This is a genomic window from Pseudomonas fluorescens NCIMB 11764 (assembly GCF_000293885.2).
Lineage (GTDB): Bacteria > Pseudomonadota > Gammaproteobacteria > Pseudomonadales > Pseudomonadaceae > Aquipseudomonas > Aquipseudomonas fluorescens_B.
On the sequence record NZ_CP010945.1, the window covers coordinates 2689750 to 2704599 of the forward strand.

At 60.2% G+C, this 14850-nt stretch carries 17 protein-coding genes; 12 read left to right on the top strand and 5 right to left on the bottom strand.

Going from position 1 to position 14850, the window contains the following annotated elements; all coding sequences use genetic code 11:
• Window positions 1-12: 12 nt before the first annotated feature.
• Window positions 13-795: an aldolase gene (locus tag B723_RS12245; RefSeq protein ID WP_017336874.1), complete on the bottom strand. Its 783-nt coding sequence runs from the start codon at window positions 793-795 to the stop codon at window positions 13-15.
• Between the two features lie 108 nt (window positions 796-903).
• Between B723_RS12245 and B723_RS12250 the strand changes: the two genes are divergently transcribed.
• Window positions 904-1446: a helix-turn-helix domain-containing protein gene (locus tag B723_RS12250; RefSeq protein WP_017336875.1), complete on the top strand. Its 543-nt coding sequence runs from the start codon at window positions 904-906 to the stop codon at window positions 1444-1446.
• Between the two features lie 147 nt (window positions 1447-1593).
• Here B723_RS12250 and B723_RS12255 read toward each other — a convergent pair whose 3' ends face one another.
• A complete protein-coding gene (locus B723_RS12255; RefSeq protein WP_017336876.1) occupies window positions 1594-2613 on the bottom strand; it encodes a DUF4917 family protein in 1020 nt (339 codons plus the stop codon).
• 158 nt (window positions 2614-2771) lie between these two features.
• Between B723_RS12255 and yiaY the strand changes: the two genes are divergently transcribed.
• From yiaY to B723_RS12280, 5 genes are all read left to right on the top strand, one after another.
• Window positions 2772-3920: an L-threonine dehydrogenase gene (gene yiaY, locus B723_RS12260; RefSeq protein ID WP_017336877.1), complete on the top strand. Its 1149-nt coding sequence runs from the start codon at window positions 2772-2774 to the stop codon at window positions 3918-3920.
• Window positions 3921-3989: 69 nt separating this feature from the next.
• Window positions 3990-4898, top strand: a complete 909-nt coding sequence (locus B723_RS12265) for a LysR family transcriptional regulator (protein WP_031318471.1) — start codon at window positions 3990-3992, stop codon at window positions 4896-4898.
• Between the two features lie 235 nt (window positions 4899-5133).
• Window positions 5134-6327 carry a CaiB/BaiF CoA transferase family protein gene (locus B723_RS12270; RefSeq protein WP_017336879.1) on the top strand — a complete coding sequence of 398 codons (1194 nt, stop codon included), beginning with the start codon at window positions 5134-5136 and terminating at the stop codon, window positions 6325-6327.
• Window positions 6324-7250, top strand: coding sequence for a hydroxymethylglutaryl-CoA lyase (locus B723_RS12275; protein WP_017336880.1), 927 nt, complete (start codon window positions 6324-6326; stop codon window positions 7248-7250). Before B723_RS12270 ends, B723_RS12275 begins: the two co-directional genes overlap by 4 nt.
• Window positions 7251-7339: 89 nt before the next feature.
• Window positions 7340-8671, top strand: a complete 1332-nt coding sequence (locus tag B723_RS12280) for an MFS transporter (RefSeq protein ID WP_017336881.1) — start codon at window positions 7340-7342, stop codon at window positions 8669-8671.
• 78 nt (window positions 8672-8749) lie between these two features.
• Here the strand turns inward: B723_RS12280 and B723_RS12285 are convergent, their stop codons facing one another.
• A complete protein-coding gene (locus B723_RS12285) occupies window positions 8750-9238 on the bottom strand; it encodes a DMT family transporter (protein WP_017336882.1) in 489 nt (162 codons plus the stop codon).
• A 77-nt stretch (window positions 9239-9315) separates the two neighbouring features.
• On the opposite strand from B723_RS12285, the gene B723_RS12290 reads away from it, so the two are divergent.
• The 6 genes from B723_RS12290 (at window position 9316) to B723_RS12310 (ending at window position 13679) form a co-directional block, all read left to right on the top strand.
• Window positions 9316-10221 carry a LysR family transcriptional regulator gene (locus B723_RS12290; protein ID WP_031318474.1) on the top strand — a complete coding sequence of 302 codons (906 nt, stop codon included), beginning with the start codon at window positions 9316-9318 and terminating at the stop codon, window positions 10219-10221.
• Window positions 10222-10268: 47 nt separating this feature from the next.
• Window positions 10269-10733, top strand: coding sequence for a fosfomycin resistance glutathione transferase (gene fos / locus B723_RS12295; RefSeq protein ID WP_017336884.1), 465 nt, complete (start codon window positions 10269-10271; stop codon window positions 10731-10733).
• Window positions 10734-10751: 18 nt separating this feature from the next.
• On the top strand, window positions 10752-11390 hold the full coding sequence (locus B723_RS12300; RefSeq protein ID WP_017336885.1) for a LysE family translocator: 639 nt from the start codon (window positions 10752-10754) through the stop codon (window positions 11388-11390).
• 87 nt (window positions 11391-11477) lie between these two features.
• The gene (locus B723_RS12305) at window positions 11478-12827 is read left to right on the top strand and encodes a sensor domain-containing protein (RefSeq protein WP_017336886.1); all 1350 of its coding nucleotides are present in this window, start codon (window positions 11478-11480) and stop codon (window positions 12825-12827) included.
• A 116-nt stretch (window positions 12828-12943) separates the two neighbouring features.
• Window positions 12944-13102, top strand: a complete 159-nt coding sequence (locus B723_RS32160) for a KGG domain-containing protein (RefSeq protein WP_080995118.1) — start codon at window positions 12944-12946, stop codon at window positions 13100-13102.
• Window positions 13103-13175: 73 nt separating this feature from the next.
• Entirely contained in the window at window positions 13176-13679 is a 504-nt protein-coding gene (locus B723_RS12310; RefSeq protein WP_017336887.1) for a DUF4142 domain-containing protein, read from the top strand.
• Window positions 13680-13746: 67 nt separating this feature from the next.
• On the opposite strand, the gene B723_RS12315 is transcribed toward B723_RS12310, so the two are convergent.
• Complete coding sequence (locus B723_RS12315; RefSeq protein WP_017336888.1) at window positions 13747-14157, bottom strand: low affinity iron permease family protein; 411 nt, start codon at window positions 14155-14157, stop codon at window positions 13747-13749.
• A 105-nt stretch (window positions 14158-14262) separates the two neighbouring features.
• On the bottom strand, window positions 14263-14802 hold the full coding sequence (locus tag B723_RS12320; RefSeq protein ID WP_017336889.1) for an AidA/PixA family protein: 540 nt from the start codon (window positions 14800-14802) through the stop codon (window positions 14263-14265).
• Window positions 14803-14850 lie beyond the last annotated feature (48 nt).

Consider the following 14850-nt stretch of genomic DNA (forward strand, 5'->3'; position numbering starts at 1 on the left):
AAGTGAGTGGGGTCAGTTCAGGCAATCGGCGTGTTGACGCAGGTTCTGCCGAGCGTAGTAGTTGAAAGCGGCGCCATGGCGCTTGGGTTTCGAGATCCAGTCATGGGCTTCACGACCCAGCTCCGCAATGATCGGCTTGATGGTCCCGGCGCTCATCGCCAGCAGCTGCAGCCTGGCGGCGCGTTCAATCAGTTGCGCGATGACACAGGCTTCCTCGATGGTCGTGCCCGTCGACAACTGGCCGTGGTGGGAAAGCAGGATCGCCCGTTTGTCGCCGAGTGCACCGGCAATCAGTTCACCTTCTTCGTTACCGACCGGCACACCCGGCCAGCCTTCGAGAAAGGCGCAATCGTCGTAGAGCGGGCAGAGGTCCATGTGGGAAATCTGCAGCGGCACTTCCAGCATCGACAGCGCCGCGACGTGGGTCGGGTGCGTGTGGATGATGCAGTTCACGTCCGGCCGGGCGCGGTACACCCAGCTGTGGAAACGATTGGCCGGGTTGGGCATGCCGTGGCCTTCAAGCACTTCCAGGTCTTCGTTGACCAGCAGAAGGTTGCTGGCGGTGATTTCGTCGAAACCCAGGCCCAGTTGTTGAGTGTAGTAAGTGCCCGGTTGTGGGCCGCGGGCGGTGATTTGCCCGGCCAGGCCGGAGTCGTGACCGTTCTCGAACAGAATACGGCAGGTCAGGGCCAGCTTTTGCCGGTCGGTCCACGTATTATCCGCCAGGGTATTTTGCATCTGGGTCAGTGCTTGCTTGACCAGTTGCTCTTTGGGTAGTGCTAAGGTCTTCGCCATATCAGTGTCCTCGGGTGTTTCACGCAAATGACACTAACGAGGCTATATGACACATTGTGTCATTGGCAAGCGCAAATCGTCGCCTCCTTGATGGGTTAATCGATCTCCATGTCTATCCGTTTGAAATTATTGAGAAAAAAACTAGGCGTGACGCTCGAGGCCTTGGCCGAAAAATCCGGCATGACCAAGAGCTATCTGTCAAAAGTCGAGCGTGGGCTGAATACGCCGTCCATCGCGGCCGCGCTGAAACTGGCTAAGGCGCTGAACGTCAAGGTCGAGGAATTGTTCTCCGAGGACAGCGTCAGCCTCGATAGCTACAGCCTGGTGCGCAGCCATGAGCGCCAGTCGTTGGCGGCCAATGACGAAAGTCCTGGTTATGCGGTGCTGGCGCATCAGGTGAGTGAGCGCAGTCTGTTGCCGTTTATCATTTATCCGCCGTTCGAATTCGCGGACAAAACCTTCAAGGAACACTTGGGGGAAGAGTTTCTGTTCGTCCACGAAGGGCAGGTGGAAGTGGATTTCATGAGCGAGCGCGTGCTGCTCGAGCGGGGGGATGCGCTGCACTTCAATGCGCAGAAACCGCACCGCATCCGCTCGGTAGGCGAGGTCAAGGCGCAGTTGCTGGTGGTGGTGCATAGCGCGGAAGAATGATTAGGCGCCTTGGTGGCGAGGGAGCTTGCTCCCGCTGGGCTGCGAAGCGGCCCCCTGCTTTTTTCAGAGAGAAAGCATCGTCCAGTTTTGTGGCTGCTGCGCACCCGAGCGGGGGCAAGCTCCCTCGCCACGGGTACGGTGTTTGCTTCAGACCTCGACGGGAACGGTCAGCTTTGGATTGCCAAGCGCATGCGTCTTCGAATCAAAAAACCGCAGTTCTGATCCGGTCCCTTCAAACACCTTCGCGTAATGCCGCTTCTGATGCTGGATAAACGCTTTGCTGCGCGGATAAATCGACACCGCCACCACCTTCGGTTTCGCCTGGCGTAGCGCATGAACGATGTGGCTGTCCTGCTCACCCAACGCGTGGCCAAAGACGCACAACCCCTCGCCATGCCCCAAAAGCTGGTCATAGCAAAACGACAAATAATCCGAACTGCGGATGGTCTTGAGCTTGTCCGCGCTCGGCCCTTCGTTCACAAACAAGGGCACGTCATCCAGCGTCTTGATCGTGTTGTTGATCGCGAAACTGCCCAGCAACGTGCCCTCGGTCGACATCAGTTTGCGCGCCGTGCCGTCCTGATTGCGCACCAGATGCAAACCGCCGTGCAGGTACAGCAAGCGGGTTTTATCGGTCGCCGTGGCGCTCAGGTCAAAAACCGGCTCGGTGCCCTGGAAGAGGTCAGTGATGGCATCAGGCTGGTGTTGAATGGCCCAGTAGTTGAGCAAGTCGTAATTGGTGGTCAACACCGTCCGGTAACACCCCAGTTCCTGACTGATCGTCGCCAGCGTCGAGGGCACCACCAGCCGCCACGGGATGTGCACCGCGTGCACGGTGTTGATCAGCGCTTCCTTGATCGCATAGTAGCGATTGCGCGGCGCGGCGGAGCTGACAGCCAGGGCCTTGTTCACGCGGCTGGTGGTTTTCAGAGCGCCCAGCACCTGCTCGAAACTGCGTGTCTGCATCGCATCGAACACACTCAGTTCGGACTGGCTCAGTGGCTTTTCTTCCACGGTGCGGGCGTTTTCGAACAGCGAGTCGTAGCCGAAATCGTCCCAAACCGCACGGCTGGCACCGTTGCCCACCAGCAGGCCGCTGATCGAGGTGGTGGCGCGCAAGGCGTTCCAGTCTTCAAGCTGGGCATCGACATCCTGGAAATCGGTCATTGCGGTCGTTGTCTCAAAAAAGCAAAAGGTCGGATGGGCGGCGACTTTATCACGACCCGGACTTGAGCCAGATCAAGTTAGCGTTTGGTCGATGAGGCGATCCTGTGAGTATTCGCCGAATCGAACAGCCGATACGGTCCTAGCCCTGGAGATTCGCCATGAGCAGCACGTTTTTCATCCCCGCCGTGAACATCATGGGTATTGGTTGCCTCGACGAAGCCATGGACGCGATTGGCAAGTACGGCTTTCGCAAGGCGCTGATTGTTACTGACACCGGGCTGGCCAAGGCCGGCGTGGCGGCGATGATCGCCGAGAAACTGGCGATGAAGGACATCGACTCGGTCATCTTCGACGGCGCCAAGCCCAACCCGAGCATCGCCAACGTCGAAAGTGGCCTGGGCCTGCTCAAGGAAAGTCGCTGTGATTTCGTCGTGTCGCTGGGTGGCGGTTCGCCCCACGACTGCGCCAAGGGCATCGCCTTGTGCGCGACCAACGGCGGGCAGATCCGCGATTACGAAGGCGTCGATCAATCCGAGAAGCCGCAATTGCCGCTGATCGCCATCAACACCACCGCGGGCACGGCCAGCGAGATGACGCGTTTCTGCATCATCACTGACGAATCGCGCCACGTGAAAATGGCCATCGTTGACCGCAACGTCACGCCGCTGCTGTCAGTCAACGACCCGGCGCTGATGGTCGCCATGCCCAAAAGCCTGACGGCCGCCACCGGCATGGACGCGCTGACCCACGCCATCGAAGCCTACGTGTCCACCGCCGCCAACCCGATCACCGATGCCTGTGCGTTGAAGGCCATCACGTTGATCAGCAACAACTTGCGCCTTGCCGTGCGAGATGGCAGCGACCTGTCCGCGCGGGAAAACATGGCTTACGCACAGTTCCTTGCGGGCATGGCGTTCAACAATGCGTCTCTTGGCTACGTGCATGCCATGGCCCACCAGTTGGGTGGTTTCTACGACTTGCCCCACGGCGTCTGTAACGCCGTGCTGTTGCCGCATGTGCAAAGTTTCAACGCGTTGGTGTGCGCCGACCGCCTGACCGACGTGGCCCATGCAATGGGTGCCGATATCCGCGGCTTCAGCCCGGAAGAGGGCGCCCAGGCGGCCATCGCGGCGATTCGTAGCCTGGCGAAAGACGTCGAAATTCCCGCTGGCTTGCGCGAACTCGGTGCCCGGCTCAACGATATCCCGACCCTCGCCGCCAACGCCTTGAAAGACGCGTGTGGCGTGACCAATCCACGGGCCGCGGATCAGCGGCAGATCGAGGAGATTTTCCGCAGCGCGTTTTGACGGTCGCACGGCTCGGGCGCAAAGGACGTTATGCTGCGTCTTCGTCCGAGCCGACATCGCGAGTCCCAGATGCTGCAAAAAAGCCTGATCCGCCGCCTCGACCTCATCACCCTCCAGCTATTCGTCGCCGTCCACGAAGAAGGCACGCTGACCCGTGCCGCGACCCGCGAGGCCATCGCGGTGTCGGCGGCGAGCAAGCGGTTGATGGAGTTGGAGGAGGCGCTGGGCATTAGCCTGTTCGTGCGTCAGGCCAAGGGCATGACCCTGACGCCGGCCGGCGAAACCCTGTTGCACCATGCTCGGCAGATGCTGTTCAACGTCGAGAAAATGGGCTTTGAACTGGGTGAACACAGCCATGGCATTCGTGGTTATGTGCGGATGCTCGCCAACCTGTCGGCGATCATTCAGTTTCTGCCGGAAGACCTGCGGGGCTTTTCCGAACGACATCCGCAGGTCAAGACCGATCTCGAAGAGCGTCCCAGCGGCGGTGTGATTCAAGGCGTGCTGGATGGCGTGGCGGACCTAGGGATCTGTTCCAGCGACAGCGATGTGAAAGGCCTGCACAGCGTGCTGTATCGCCAGGACAAACTGGTGGTGCTGATGCTGCCGGATCATCCATTGGCCAGCCGTTCCAGCCTGGCGTTCGCCGATACGCTGGGCAGCGATTACGTCGGCCTGCATTCCGCCAGTTCCATCAACATGCGCACCCACGCCGCCGCGCGTGAGGCGGGCAAGGTGTTGCGATTGCGGATTCATGTGCCGGGGTTCGATGCGATGTGCCGGATGGTCCAGGCCAACATGGGCATCGGGATTTTGCCGCAGAAGGCTTACGAATTGTTTGGCCGGGCGCTGGGGTTGCGTGCGGTGCCGTTGACCGATGACTGGTCGGATCGGGCGTTGATTCTGGTCGTGCGCGATGAAGCGGCGTTGTCGCCGGTGAGCAGGATGTTGTTTGAGCAGTTGCGGGGGCAGGTCTGAGATTTTCATTGCCGGGGCCGGCCTCATCGCGGGCAAGCCCGCTCCTACAGAGGATTGGTGAACGCCGCAGATCACTGTGGGAGCTGGCCTGCCAGCGATGACCGACCTGAGGTCGCGGTAATCTCCCCGAGCGTTCGCGTTTCACGAACGCCCGTTGCCAACAGAAGGTTGGATTCCAGTCCCCTCGCTCCTCTAGCCTTGGCGCATATTCCAAGAACAACAGAGGTACCCCGCGATGACTGCCCCCCTGAGTGCAATCAAGGTGATCGAAATCGGCACGCTGATCGCCGCGCCGTTCGCCGCGCGCATGCTCGCCGAGTTCGGCGCCGAGGTGATCAAGATCGAAGCCATGGGCCAGGGCGATCCCCTGCGCAAATGGCGCAAGCTGCACGAAGGCACCTCGTTGTGGTGGTACCTGCAATCGCGCAACAAGAAGTCCCTGGCGCTGAATCTGAAATCCCCCGAAGGCATTGAACTGGTCAAGCAACTGGCGACCAGCGCCGACGTGCTGATCGAAAACCTGCGCCCTGGCGCTCTCGAGAAACTCGGTTTGGGCTGGGACGTGTTGCACGCCTTGAATCCCAACCTGACTCTGGTGCGCATTTCCGGCTACGGCCAGACCGGTCCGTACCGCGACCGTCCAGGATTCGGCGCCATCGGCGAGGCCATGGGCGGGATTCGCTACACCACCGGCACCCCCGGTTCACCACCGGCGCGGGTCGGTGTCAGCCTTGGCGATTCACTGGCGTCGCTGCACGCGGTGATCGGTGCCTTGATGTCGCTGCTGCGGGTCAAGACCGGGCAGGGCGGCGGGCAAGTGGTCGATGTGTCGCTGGCCGAAAGCGTGTTCAACGTCATGGAAAGCCTGGTGCCGGAATACGACATGCTCGGTCATGTGCGTGAGCGCAGTGGCGGGGCATTGCCCGGCATCGCGCCGTCCAACACCTACCTGACGGCCGATGGGGCCTACGTGGTGATCGCCGGCAACAGCGATCCGATCTACAAGCGCTTGATGGAAGTCGTCGGTCGCCGCGATCTGGCCGACGCGCCGGAGTTTGCCCACAACGATGGTCGCGCAGCCAAGAGCAATGTGCTGGATGCTGCCATCACTCACTGGACCAGCAGCCTGCCGATCGACGAAGTCCTGTCGGCGCTGGAAGCCGCTGAAGTACCGGCCGGACGCATCTATTCGGTGGCTGACATCGTCGCTGATCCGCACTATCAGGCGCGGGACATGCTGCTCAACGCCGACCTGCCTGGCGGCGCGACAGTGACGATGCCGGGCATCGTGCCCAAACTCTCCGAAACCCCCGGTGGCGTGAACTGGTCGGGGCCGAGCCTGGGCCAGCACACCGACGGGATTCTCGCGGGGTTGGGCCTGACGGACGCAGACATCGAACGCCTGAAAACTGAAGGGGTGGTGCAATGATCACTGATTTTTCCGAGACCCTGATCGTTCAGGAAGTCTCCCCCCGCGACGGCCTGCAGATCGAGCCGACGTGGGTTGAAACGGTCGACAAGATTGCCCTGATCGATCAGCTGTCGCTGGCCGGATTCAGCCGCATCGAAGCCGGCTCGTTCGTGTCGCCCAAGGCCATTCCGGCGCTACGCGACGGCGAGCTGGTGTTCAAGGGCATCACCCGTCAACCGGGAGTGATTTACGTCGCGTTGATCCCCAACCTCAAAGGTGCGCAACGGGCGCTGGCGACAAGGGCCGATGAGCTGAACCTGGTGATGTCCGCCAGCCAGACCCACAACCTGGCGAACATGCGCATGCGGTGCGAAGCCTCATTGGCCGCGTTCGGCGAGATCGTGCACTACGTGGGTGACACTCAGGTGCGACTGAACGGCAGCATCGCCACCACGTTCGGTTGCCCGTTCGAAGGCAGGATCGATGAGGACCGTGTACTGCAAATCGTCGAGGCCTATCAGGAACTCGGCATTCAGGGCATCACCCTGGCCGACACCACCGGCATGGCCAATCCGCGTCAGGTCGACCGACTGGTGCGCCGGGTCTTGCAGCGGGTTTCGCCAGCGGACCTGACCCTGCATTTCCACAACACCCGCGGCCTCGGTTTGTGCAACGTGCTGGCCGCTTACGAGGCCGGCGCCCGACGCTTTGACGCAGCCCTCGGCGGCCTCGGCGGGTGCCCGTTTGCACCGGGTGCCTCGGGCAATATCTGCACCGAAGACCTGGTGAACCTGTGCGATGAAATCGGCATTCACACCGGCATCGACCTGCCGCTGTTGTTGAGGTTGTCGCAAGGATTACCCGCGCTGTTGGGGCACGAAGTGCCAGGCCAGTTGGCCAAGGCCGGACGCAATTGCGACTTGCACCCAACCCCTTTCTGACACACCGAACAACGCCCACAGAAGCTACATCTCAACCAGACAACAAAAACAATCGGACACCCAAGGGCAGTCCGCCTGGAGAAAGCACCATGAGCCTCAATGTACTGGAGGCGGGCGCGAGCCCGTCCGTTAGCAACGACGAAGAAAAAGCCCTGGTCAGCAAAGTCGCCTGGCGCCTGATGCCGCTGATCATGGTCTGCTACCTGTTCGCGTTTTTCGACCGCATCAACATCAGCTTCGCCAAGTTCCAGTTGCAGACTGACCTGAGCCTGAGCGACACCGCTTACGGCCTCGGCGCCGGGCTGTTCGTGGTCGGTTACGTGATCTTCGAAGTGCCGAGCAACATGATGCTGTACAAAGTCGGCGCCCGCCGCTGGATCGCGCGGATCATGATGTCCTGGGGACTCGCGACGGCGGCGATGGTCTTCGTCAACAGCGAATGGCAGTTTTACGCGCTGCGCTTCGTGATCGGTGCGATGGAGGCCGGTTTTGCGCCGGGCGTGCTGTATTACCTGACGCTGTGGTTCCCGCAGCACTATCGCGGACGCATCACCTCGATGCTGTTCCTGTCATCGGCGTTTGCCGGGCTGGTCGGCGCACCGTTCTCCGGGCTGGTGCTGCAACACCTCGACGGCGTCCTCGACATGCGCGGCTGGCATTGGCTGTTTCTGCTCGGCGGCGTGCCCTGCATCGGCCTCGGATTGCTGGTGCTGACCCTGCTCAAGGACCGCATTGAAGACGCCCACTGGCTGACACCGTCGGAGAAAACCCTGCTGGCCAGCCGCATCGCCCACCATGAACCGCACAAGAGCGGCGGCTCGTTGCTCGCGGCGCTGCGGATTCCCGGTTTCCTCACGCTGGGGCTGATCTACTTCCTCATTCAAGTGGCGTCCTACGGCTTGAATTTCTGGGCGCCGCAACTGATCCGCAGCGCGGGCACCGAGAGCCCAGTGATGATCGGTTTGCTGACGGCGATTCCGTACATCTGCGGGGCAATCAGCATGGTGGTGATCGGACGGTTGTCCGACTCGACCGGCGAGCGTCGCAAGTTTGTCGCAGGGTTGGTGGCAGCGGGTGCGCTGGGCTTCTTCTGCGCCGGTATCTTCGCCAACCACACGACCTTCCTGATCGTCGCACTGGGCTTGCTCGGCGCCGGGATCATCGCCTCCATTCCGAGTTTCTGGACCCTGCCGCCGAAACTGCTGGCCGGTGCCGGCGCGGGGGCTGCGGGCGGGATCGCGGTGATCAACACCCTCGGCCAATTCGGCGGCATCGTCAGCCCTGTCATGGTCGGACGGATCAAGGACCTGACCGGCAGCACCACACCGGCGCTGTATGTCATCGGGGTCTGCGCGCTGATCGCTGTTGCCCTGCTGCTGTGGGGGTTGCCGCAGAAACTGCGCACGCTCGACAAGTTTTGAAAGATTGCAGCCTTCGGCAGCGCCTACAGGGACCACGCATCCCCGCAGGATCTACCGAAGGCTGCGATCTTTTGATTTTCAAGACGTCGCAATCACCGCTTTGGCGGGTGAATCACTGAACTGAATCAGCGCAACACCACCGATCAACAAAGCCGCCCCCAACACCCGCGGCACCGTCATCTGCCGCTCCACCAACCCAAACCATCCAAAGTGATCCAGCACCAACGAGGCTACCACTTGCCCCGCCAGCGCCAAGGCAATAAACCCCGACGCTCCCAGCTTGGGCAGCAACATCAGCGCGAGTGAAATAAAACACACCCCCAACGCACCGCCTGCCCACATCCACAAGGGGGCCCGAGTGATGAAATCCAGTGACGGCAGCGGCAAGCGCAGCGCCAACATGATCGGCAACAGCACCGCAATACTCACCACCAGCGACGCAAAAGTCGCCCACAGCGGATGACCCAACCCACGTGTAAGGTTGGCGTTGATCGCACTCTGAAAAGGCACCACCGCTCCGGCAATCACTGCCAACAGCAACAAACCGGCCCAATGCAACGTACTCATGATCATTCTCCAACAGGTTTTGCTGGACTCTAGAGTATTCGTCGCGCAGATTTAAATTCCAAATCGCTATCCAGAACATGCATCGGATGAATGATCTTCGGCGTATTGATCTTAACCTGTTGGTGATTCTCGACGCCTTGCTCAGCGAGCAACATGTCACTCGTGCGGCTGAGCGTTTGCACCTCAGTCAGCCGGCGGTCAGTCATGCGCTGGCGCGGTTGCGACATGTGCTTGGCGATCCATTGCTGGTCAGGGCAGGAGCTGGTCTGGTACCCACCCCACGCGCCCTCGAACTGATCGCACCGCTTGCGGAAGCCCTGGCCCAGGTGCAATCGCTGCTGGCGCCCAATGCCTTCGATCCGGCCACGGCCAAGCGCACGTTTCGCCTGGCGATGTCCGACTACGGCGCCGCCATCGTCCTGCCGGGCCTGATCCGCACGTTACGCCGGGAAGCACCGGGCATCGACCTGCAAATCAGCCACGCCAGCCGCGAAGGCATGCTCGACGCAGTGCTCAACGGCGACATTGACGTGGCCGCGGGCGTCTTTCCAGAGCTGCCGAACGAGTTGCGCAGCACTCCTTTGTTCGAAGAACATTACGCCTGCCTCGTGGACCGCAACAGCCTGCCCGCCGATGGCGTGCTCGACTTGCCAACCTACCTGTCGCGCCCGCATGTCTTGTTGGAAATGCGCGGCAGCGGCACTCCGGAGATCGAACGGGCGTTGACCGCGATACGTGAGCGCCGCCGCGTAGCGATCAGCCTGCCGCACTGGAGCGTGGCGCCGGAGTTCATCAGTGGCACGGACCTGATTCTCACGGTTGCATCGCGCGCCTTGCGCAATATTGATGAACAGTCGCTGGTCGTTGTTCCGCCGCCGTTTGCTATTCCGTCGTTTACGTTCGTGTTGGCGTGGCACAAGCGGCGAGGCGGGGATCAGGCGTTGAACTGGTTGAACGGGCGGATTGAGGTTGCCTCACCATGACGGTAAAAACTACGTCGTGCCTGAAAAACTCAAGGGTTACTGAAAAAATGTTATCTGGCCTCAACCACCTGACCCTCGCCGTCACCGACCTGAACCGCAGCGTGGCGTTCTATCACGACCTCCTGCAACTTCAGCTCGAAGCCACTTGGGATAGCGGCGCCTACCTCTCGCTGCCCGGCCTTTGGCTATGCCTTTCCCTCGACCCCCTGCGCAACGCCGGGCCCGCCGCCGATTACACCCACTACGCCTTCAACATCAGCACACCCGACTTCCCGCCCTTCGTCGAGCGCCTGCGAGCGGCCAATGTCCGGGAATGGCGCGACAACCGCAGCGAAGGCGCGTCGTTCTACTTCCTCGACCCGGAGGGTCACAAGCTTGAAGCCCATGTCGGCGATCTGGCCTCACGACTGGCAGCTTGCCGGCAGCGTCCCTATGCGGGAATGAAGTTCTTTGACGATCAGTCAGTCGATTCGCAAGGACCTGATATAGACTTGCGGCCATTCACCAAATAGTTCAACAGGATTTCCCCGATGACCCCATCGCTGCTAATGGCCGTTCTCGCCTCGGGCTTCATTTACGGAATCACACCGGGGCCGGGGGTGTTGGCGGTGTTCGGCATCGGCGCGGCGCGTGGGCGGCGGGCAGGGGCGGGTTTTTTGTGCGGGCATTTGCTCGGGGACGTGATCTGGTGCAGCACTGCGCTGATCGCGATAGTCGGGGCACGGGAAATCGGCAGTACGGCGTTTGACGTGCTGGGTGTGCTCAGCGGGTTGTATCTGTTCTGGCTCGGTTTACGCGCGGTACGGGCCAAACGCAGCGGCGCTGAAACGCCGCAGGGCCCGGCGCGGCAACCGTTCTGGCACGGCATTCTGTTCGGTCTGACCAATCCGAAGGCGTATCCGGTGGCGGTGGCGACCTTTACGGCGTTACTGTCCAGCCGTGCGGAGTTGCTGCATTGGTCGATGCTGCCCTGGCTGATCGTTCTGAGCTTCGTCGGTGGTCTGATCGCCTACGCTATCCTCATTGGCATCGTTGGTGCGCGGCAGGTGCGCAGCCTGTATCAACGCCATGAACTGGCGATCACCCGCCTGTGCGGGGTGATGTTTATCGGTTTTGCCATCAACGCCCTGGCGCATGCCTTGCCGGGGCTGATGCCGAACAAGGCTTGAAACTGATCGCAGGGACGCGTCAGCGGCTACATCACGGGTCAGGGATGGTTCTTTTTTGTTGCATTGTTCGGACATGCTCTCTGCACCATGGCATCCAGGAATTCCGCGCCGCTGGCGAGTTACATCGATCTACTGCTGGACGCCGTTTGCGCGGTTGATAAACAAGGTCGCTTTGTTTTTGTCAGCGCAGCCTGCGAACGCATTTTCGGTTACACGCCTGAAGAGCTGGTCGGCCTGCCAATGATCGATATGGTGCATCCCGCCGATCGCCAGCGCACCCTCGACGCTGCGCGGGAAATCATGGGCGGTGACCCCAAACTCAACTTCGAAAACCGCTACTTGCGCAAAGATGGCCGCGTGGTACACATCCTGTGGTCTGCGCGCTGGTCGGAAGTCGATCAACTGCGCATCGCCGTGGCCCGCGACATCACCGAGCGCAAGCAGGCCGAGTCCCGGCAAGCGGCGTTGTATGCGATCTCCGAAGCGGCCCACGCGGCAGAAGATTTGCTGGCGTTGTTCAAACGCATCCACTTGATCATCGGTGAATGGCTGCCGGCGCTGAATTTTTCCGTCGCGCTGTATGACGAGCACTGCGCGCAGCTCAATTTCCCTTACCACGTCGATGACAATGAACAGCAACCCGAGCAGCCCGGAACCGTCACCGGACGGCTGTGTGCCGAGGTGATCCGAAGCGGCCAGCCGATTCTGCTGACCCCGGACCAGGACGACGCCCCGGCAGGATTCGAGCTACTGGTCGCCGGCCAGCACTCGCCCTGCTGGCTGGGCGTGCCGTTGAACTCGCAGAACGGCACCATCGGCGCGCTGATCGTAAAAAGCGTGGCGGGCGGCGAGCGCTACACCGAGCAAGACAAGGAACTGCTGCAGTTTGTGTGCGCCCAGGTCGCGACTGCCATCGAGCGCAAGCAATTACATGCCCGGCTGCAGCGCATGGCCCAGTACGATCAACTGACCCAACTGCCCAATCGCGAGTTGCTCCGTGACCGGCTGAAAGCCTCGCTGACACTGGCCAAGTTGGAGTGCGGGCGCATGGCGCTGCTGTACGTCGATCTCGACCGCTTCAAGGAAGTCAACGACACCCACGGCCATGCCGTCGGCGACATGCTGCTGCAAGCGGTCGCCAATCGTCTGAAAGGCTGCGTGCGGGAAACCGACACCGTAGCGCGCATCGGCGGTGATGAGTTTGTGGTGTTGTTGCACAGCATTCAGGCTGCGGAAGACGCTGACGGCGTTGCCGGAAAAATCCGTCAGATCCTGGCTCAGCCGCTGCGGCTGGATGGCCACAACCTGAACATCCAGCCGAGCATCGGCGTTGCGCATTACCCCGAACACGGTTCGGAAGAAAAGCAATTGTTTCGCCATGCCGACGAGGCCATGTACAGCGCCAAACGCCAGAATCACCTGAAGTACAGGGCTTGAAAATCAGTCACCGTTCGTCGCATCGATCCCAGTTTTTCTAAACCTTTGCAGTGATCGAAATTCAGATTCTATGCGGGCTCCTGCTCGCCGCGATCATTACCAAGAGGTAGAGAATCATGCCTAACTCAAGAAACTCGAACTCGGGAAATTTCGCCAACGATCGAACGAAGGCGTCTGAAGCCGGTCGCAAAGGAGGGAAGACCACCACCACGACTGTCGATAAAGAGCCTGCGAAACCCGATATGGGCCGCAAAGGCGGCCAGAAATCCAAGTAGTGGTGAAGGTGGTTTTGATTGAGAGGCGGGAGCGAAAGCTCCCGTTTGAATTTATAGAGAGGAGGGCGCGACCATGAGCCGGATGGCCACCCGATTACGCAATGCCAGTATTGCCACGTTACTGGGCCTGTGCGCCAGCACTGCCTTTGCCCAGTCCCCCGCCGAATTCATCAACGATGCCTCGGCCAAAGGCATGGCCGATATCGAGGCCAGTCGCCTGGCGCACCAGAAGTCCGAGTCCAAAGAGGTCAAGGATTACACCATCGTCGTCATCAACGACCGCACTACAGCCAACCAGCACCTGGCGAAAATCGCCAAGCAACTGGATCTGCCGGTGGCCCCACGGGAAGAGGTCGTCGACAAGGCCAAAGCCTTGATGCCGGAAGTTCAGGACGGCGCATCGTTTGATCAGGCGTACGCCGCCAGTCAGGTGAAGACCACGCAGGAAGCCATCGAGCAATTGCAGCAGACTGCGCAGACCACCGATGTGCCGGAAATCAAAGCCTTCGCCGAAGAGACCCTGCCCAAGCTGCAGAACCATCTGCAAATGGCCAGGGCGCTGCAAGCGGGTCGATGACACCACGCTGACGGCGTTTAAAAAAAAACGGCGCGTGACTTACATCACGCGCCGTTTTTGTTGGTGCTCAGCAGTCGTTCAGGTTCTGTTTGTGCTTGCCCTCGGTTGCCAGCCCCGCCAGGCCATGCACTTCGTTTTCGCCCATGGCACGGTAGTGTCTACGCAGCGCTTCCAGTTGCTTCAGGTCGAGTAACTCCAACCCGAGCATCGCGTTCTGCGCTTCCTTGTTCACCCGTAACAACTCATCGATTTTCAAATGCAGAATGTCGGTATCGCGGTTCTGCGTGTTCTGGATCAGGAACACCATCAGGAACGTAATAATCGTGGTCGAGGTGTTGATGATCAGTTGCCAGGTGTCGTTGTAATCAAAAATCGGCCCGCTCAACCCCCACAGACCGATGAGAATCAACGCCCCCATGAACGTCTTGGGACTGCCGGCCCACAAGGCGAGTTTCTGCGAGATTTTTGCGAATTTCATTGCCGTGTTCCTTATTGGATGCGCCTGAATGTCAGACAGCGACGGCGTGTTGAAAATTCTACTTACATCTTCATATTCGGCAGGCGACGCACGGTGCGTAAAGGGCTACTCCGTCAGCTTCATTTCAACTACCCAACTGAAGTAACCCAGCGCTTCACAGTTTTTATCAATCAGCATGAATCTCAGCTCACACGCCTCAACACCGGCGGCGAGTTTTCTGCACCTCCAGTAATGGTCATCGGCCCGGTGAGTACCCGGTTCAGACGGATTTTCAGGATCGGGTGCAGGCACTGCCAGGTCGCCTTGCACCACCAGTTCAGGCGCAGAAAGGACGCCGGCATCGCCAACGGACATGTCGTAAAACACCACGCTGTGCTCGGCGAGCAGGCTGACGGTTCTGCCACGGATATGGAAGGTCGCGGATTTGTCGGTGATCAAGGTAATTGAGCTGTCATTTATCGTACTTTGTGGCTTTGGCGATCCGTTGATGGCGAAAACAAATCCGTGAGAAATGGACGTTGGATTGTCCGCCTCCAGACTGGGCTGCGGATAACGTAAAAGCAGTGATTCGGCATCGACAACCAGCAACACATTGTTGGCGGTCGCGACGCTGGATGAAGGCGATTTGATCGGTTCGGAAGTCATCATGGATTCCTTTCATGATGGTGACACATGACGGCAGCCGCTTCGGTG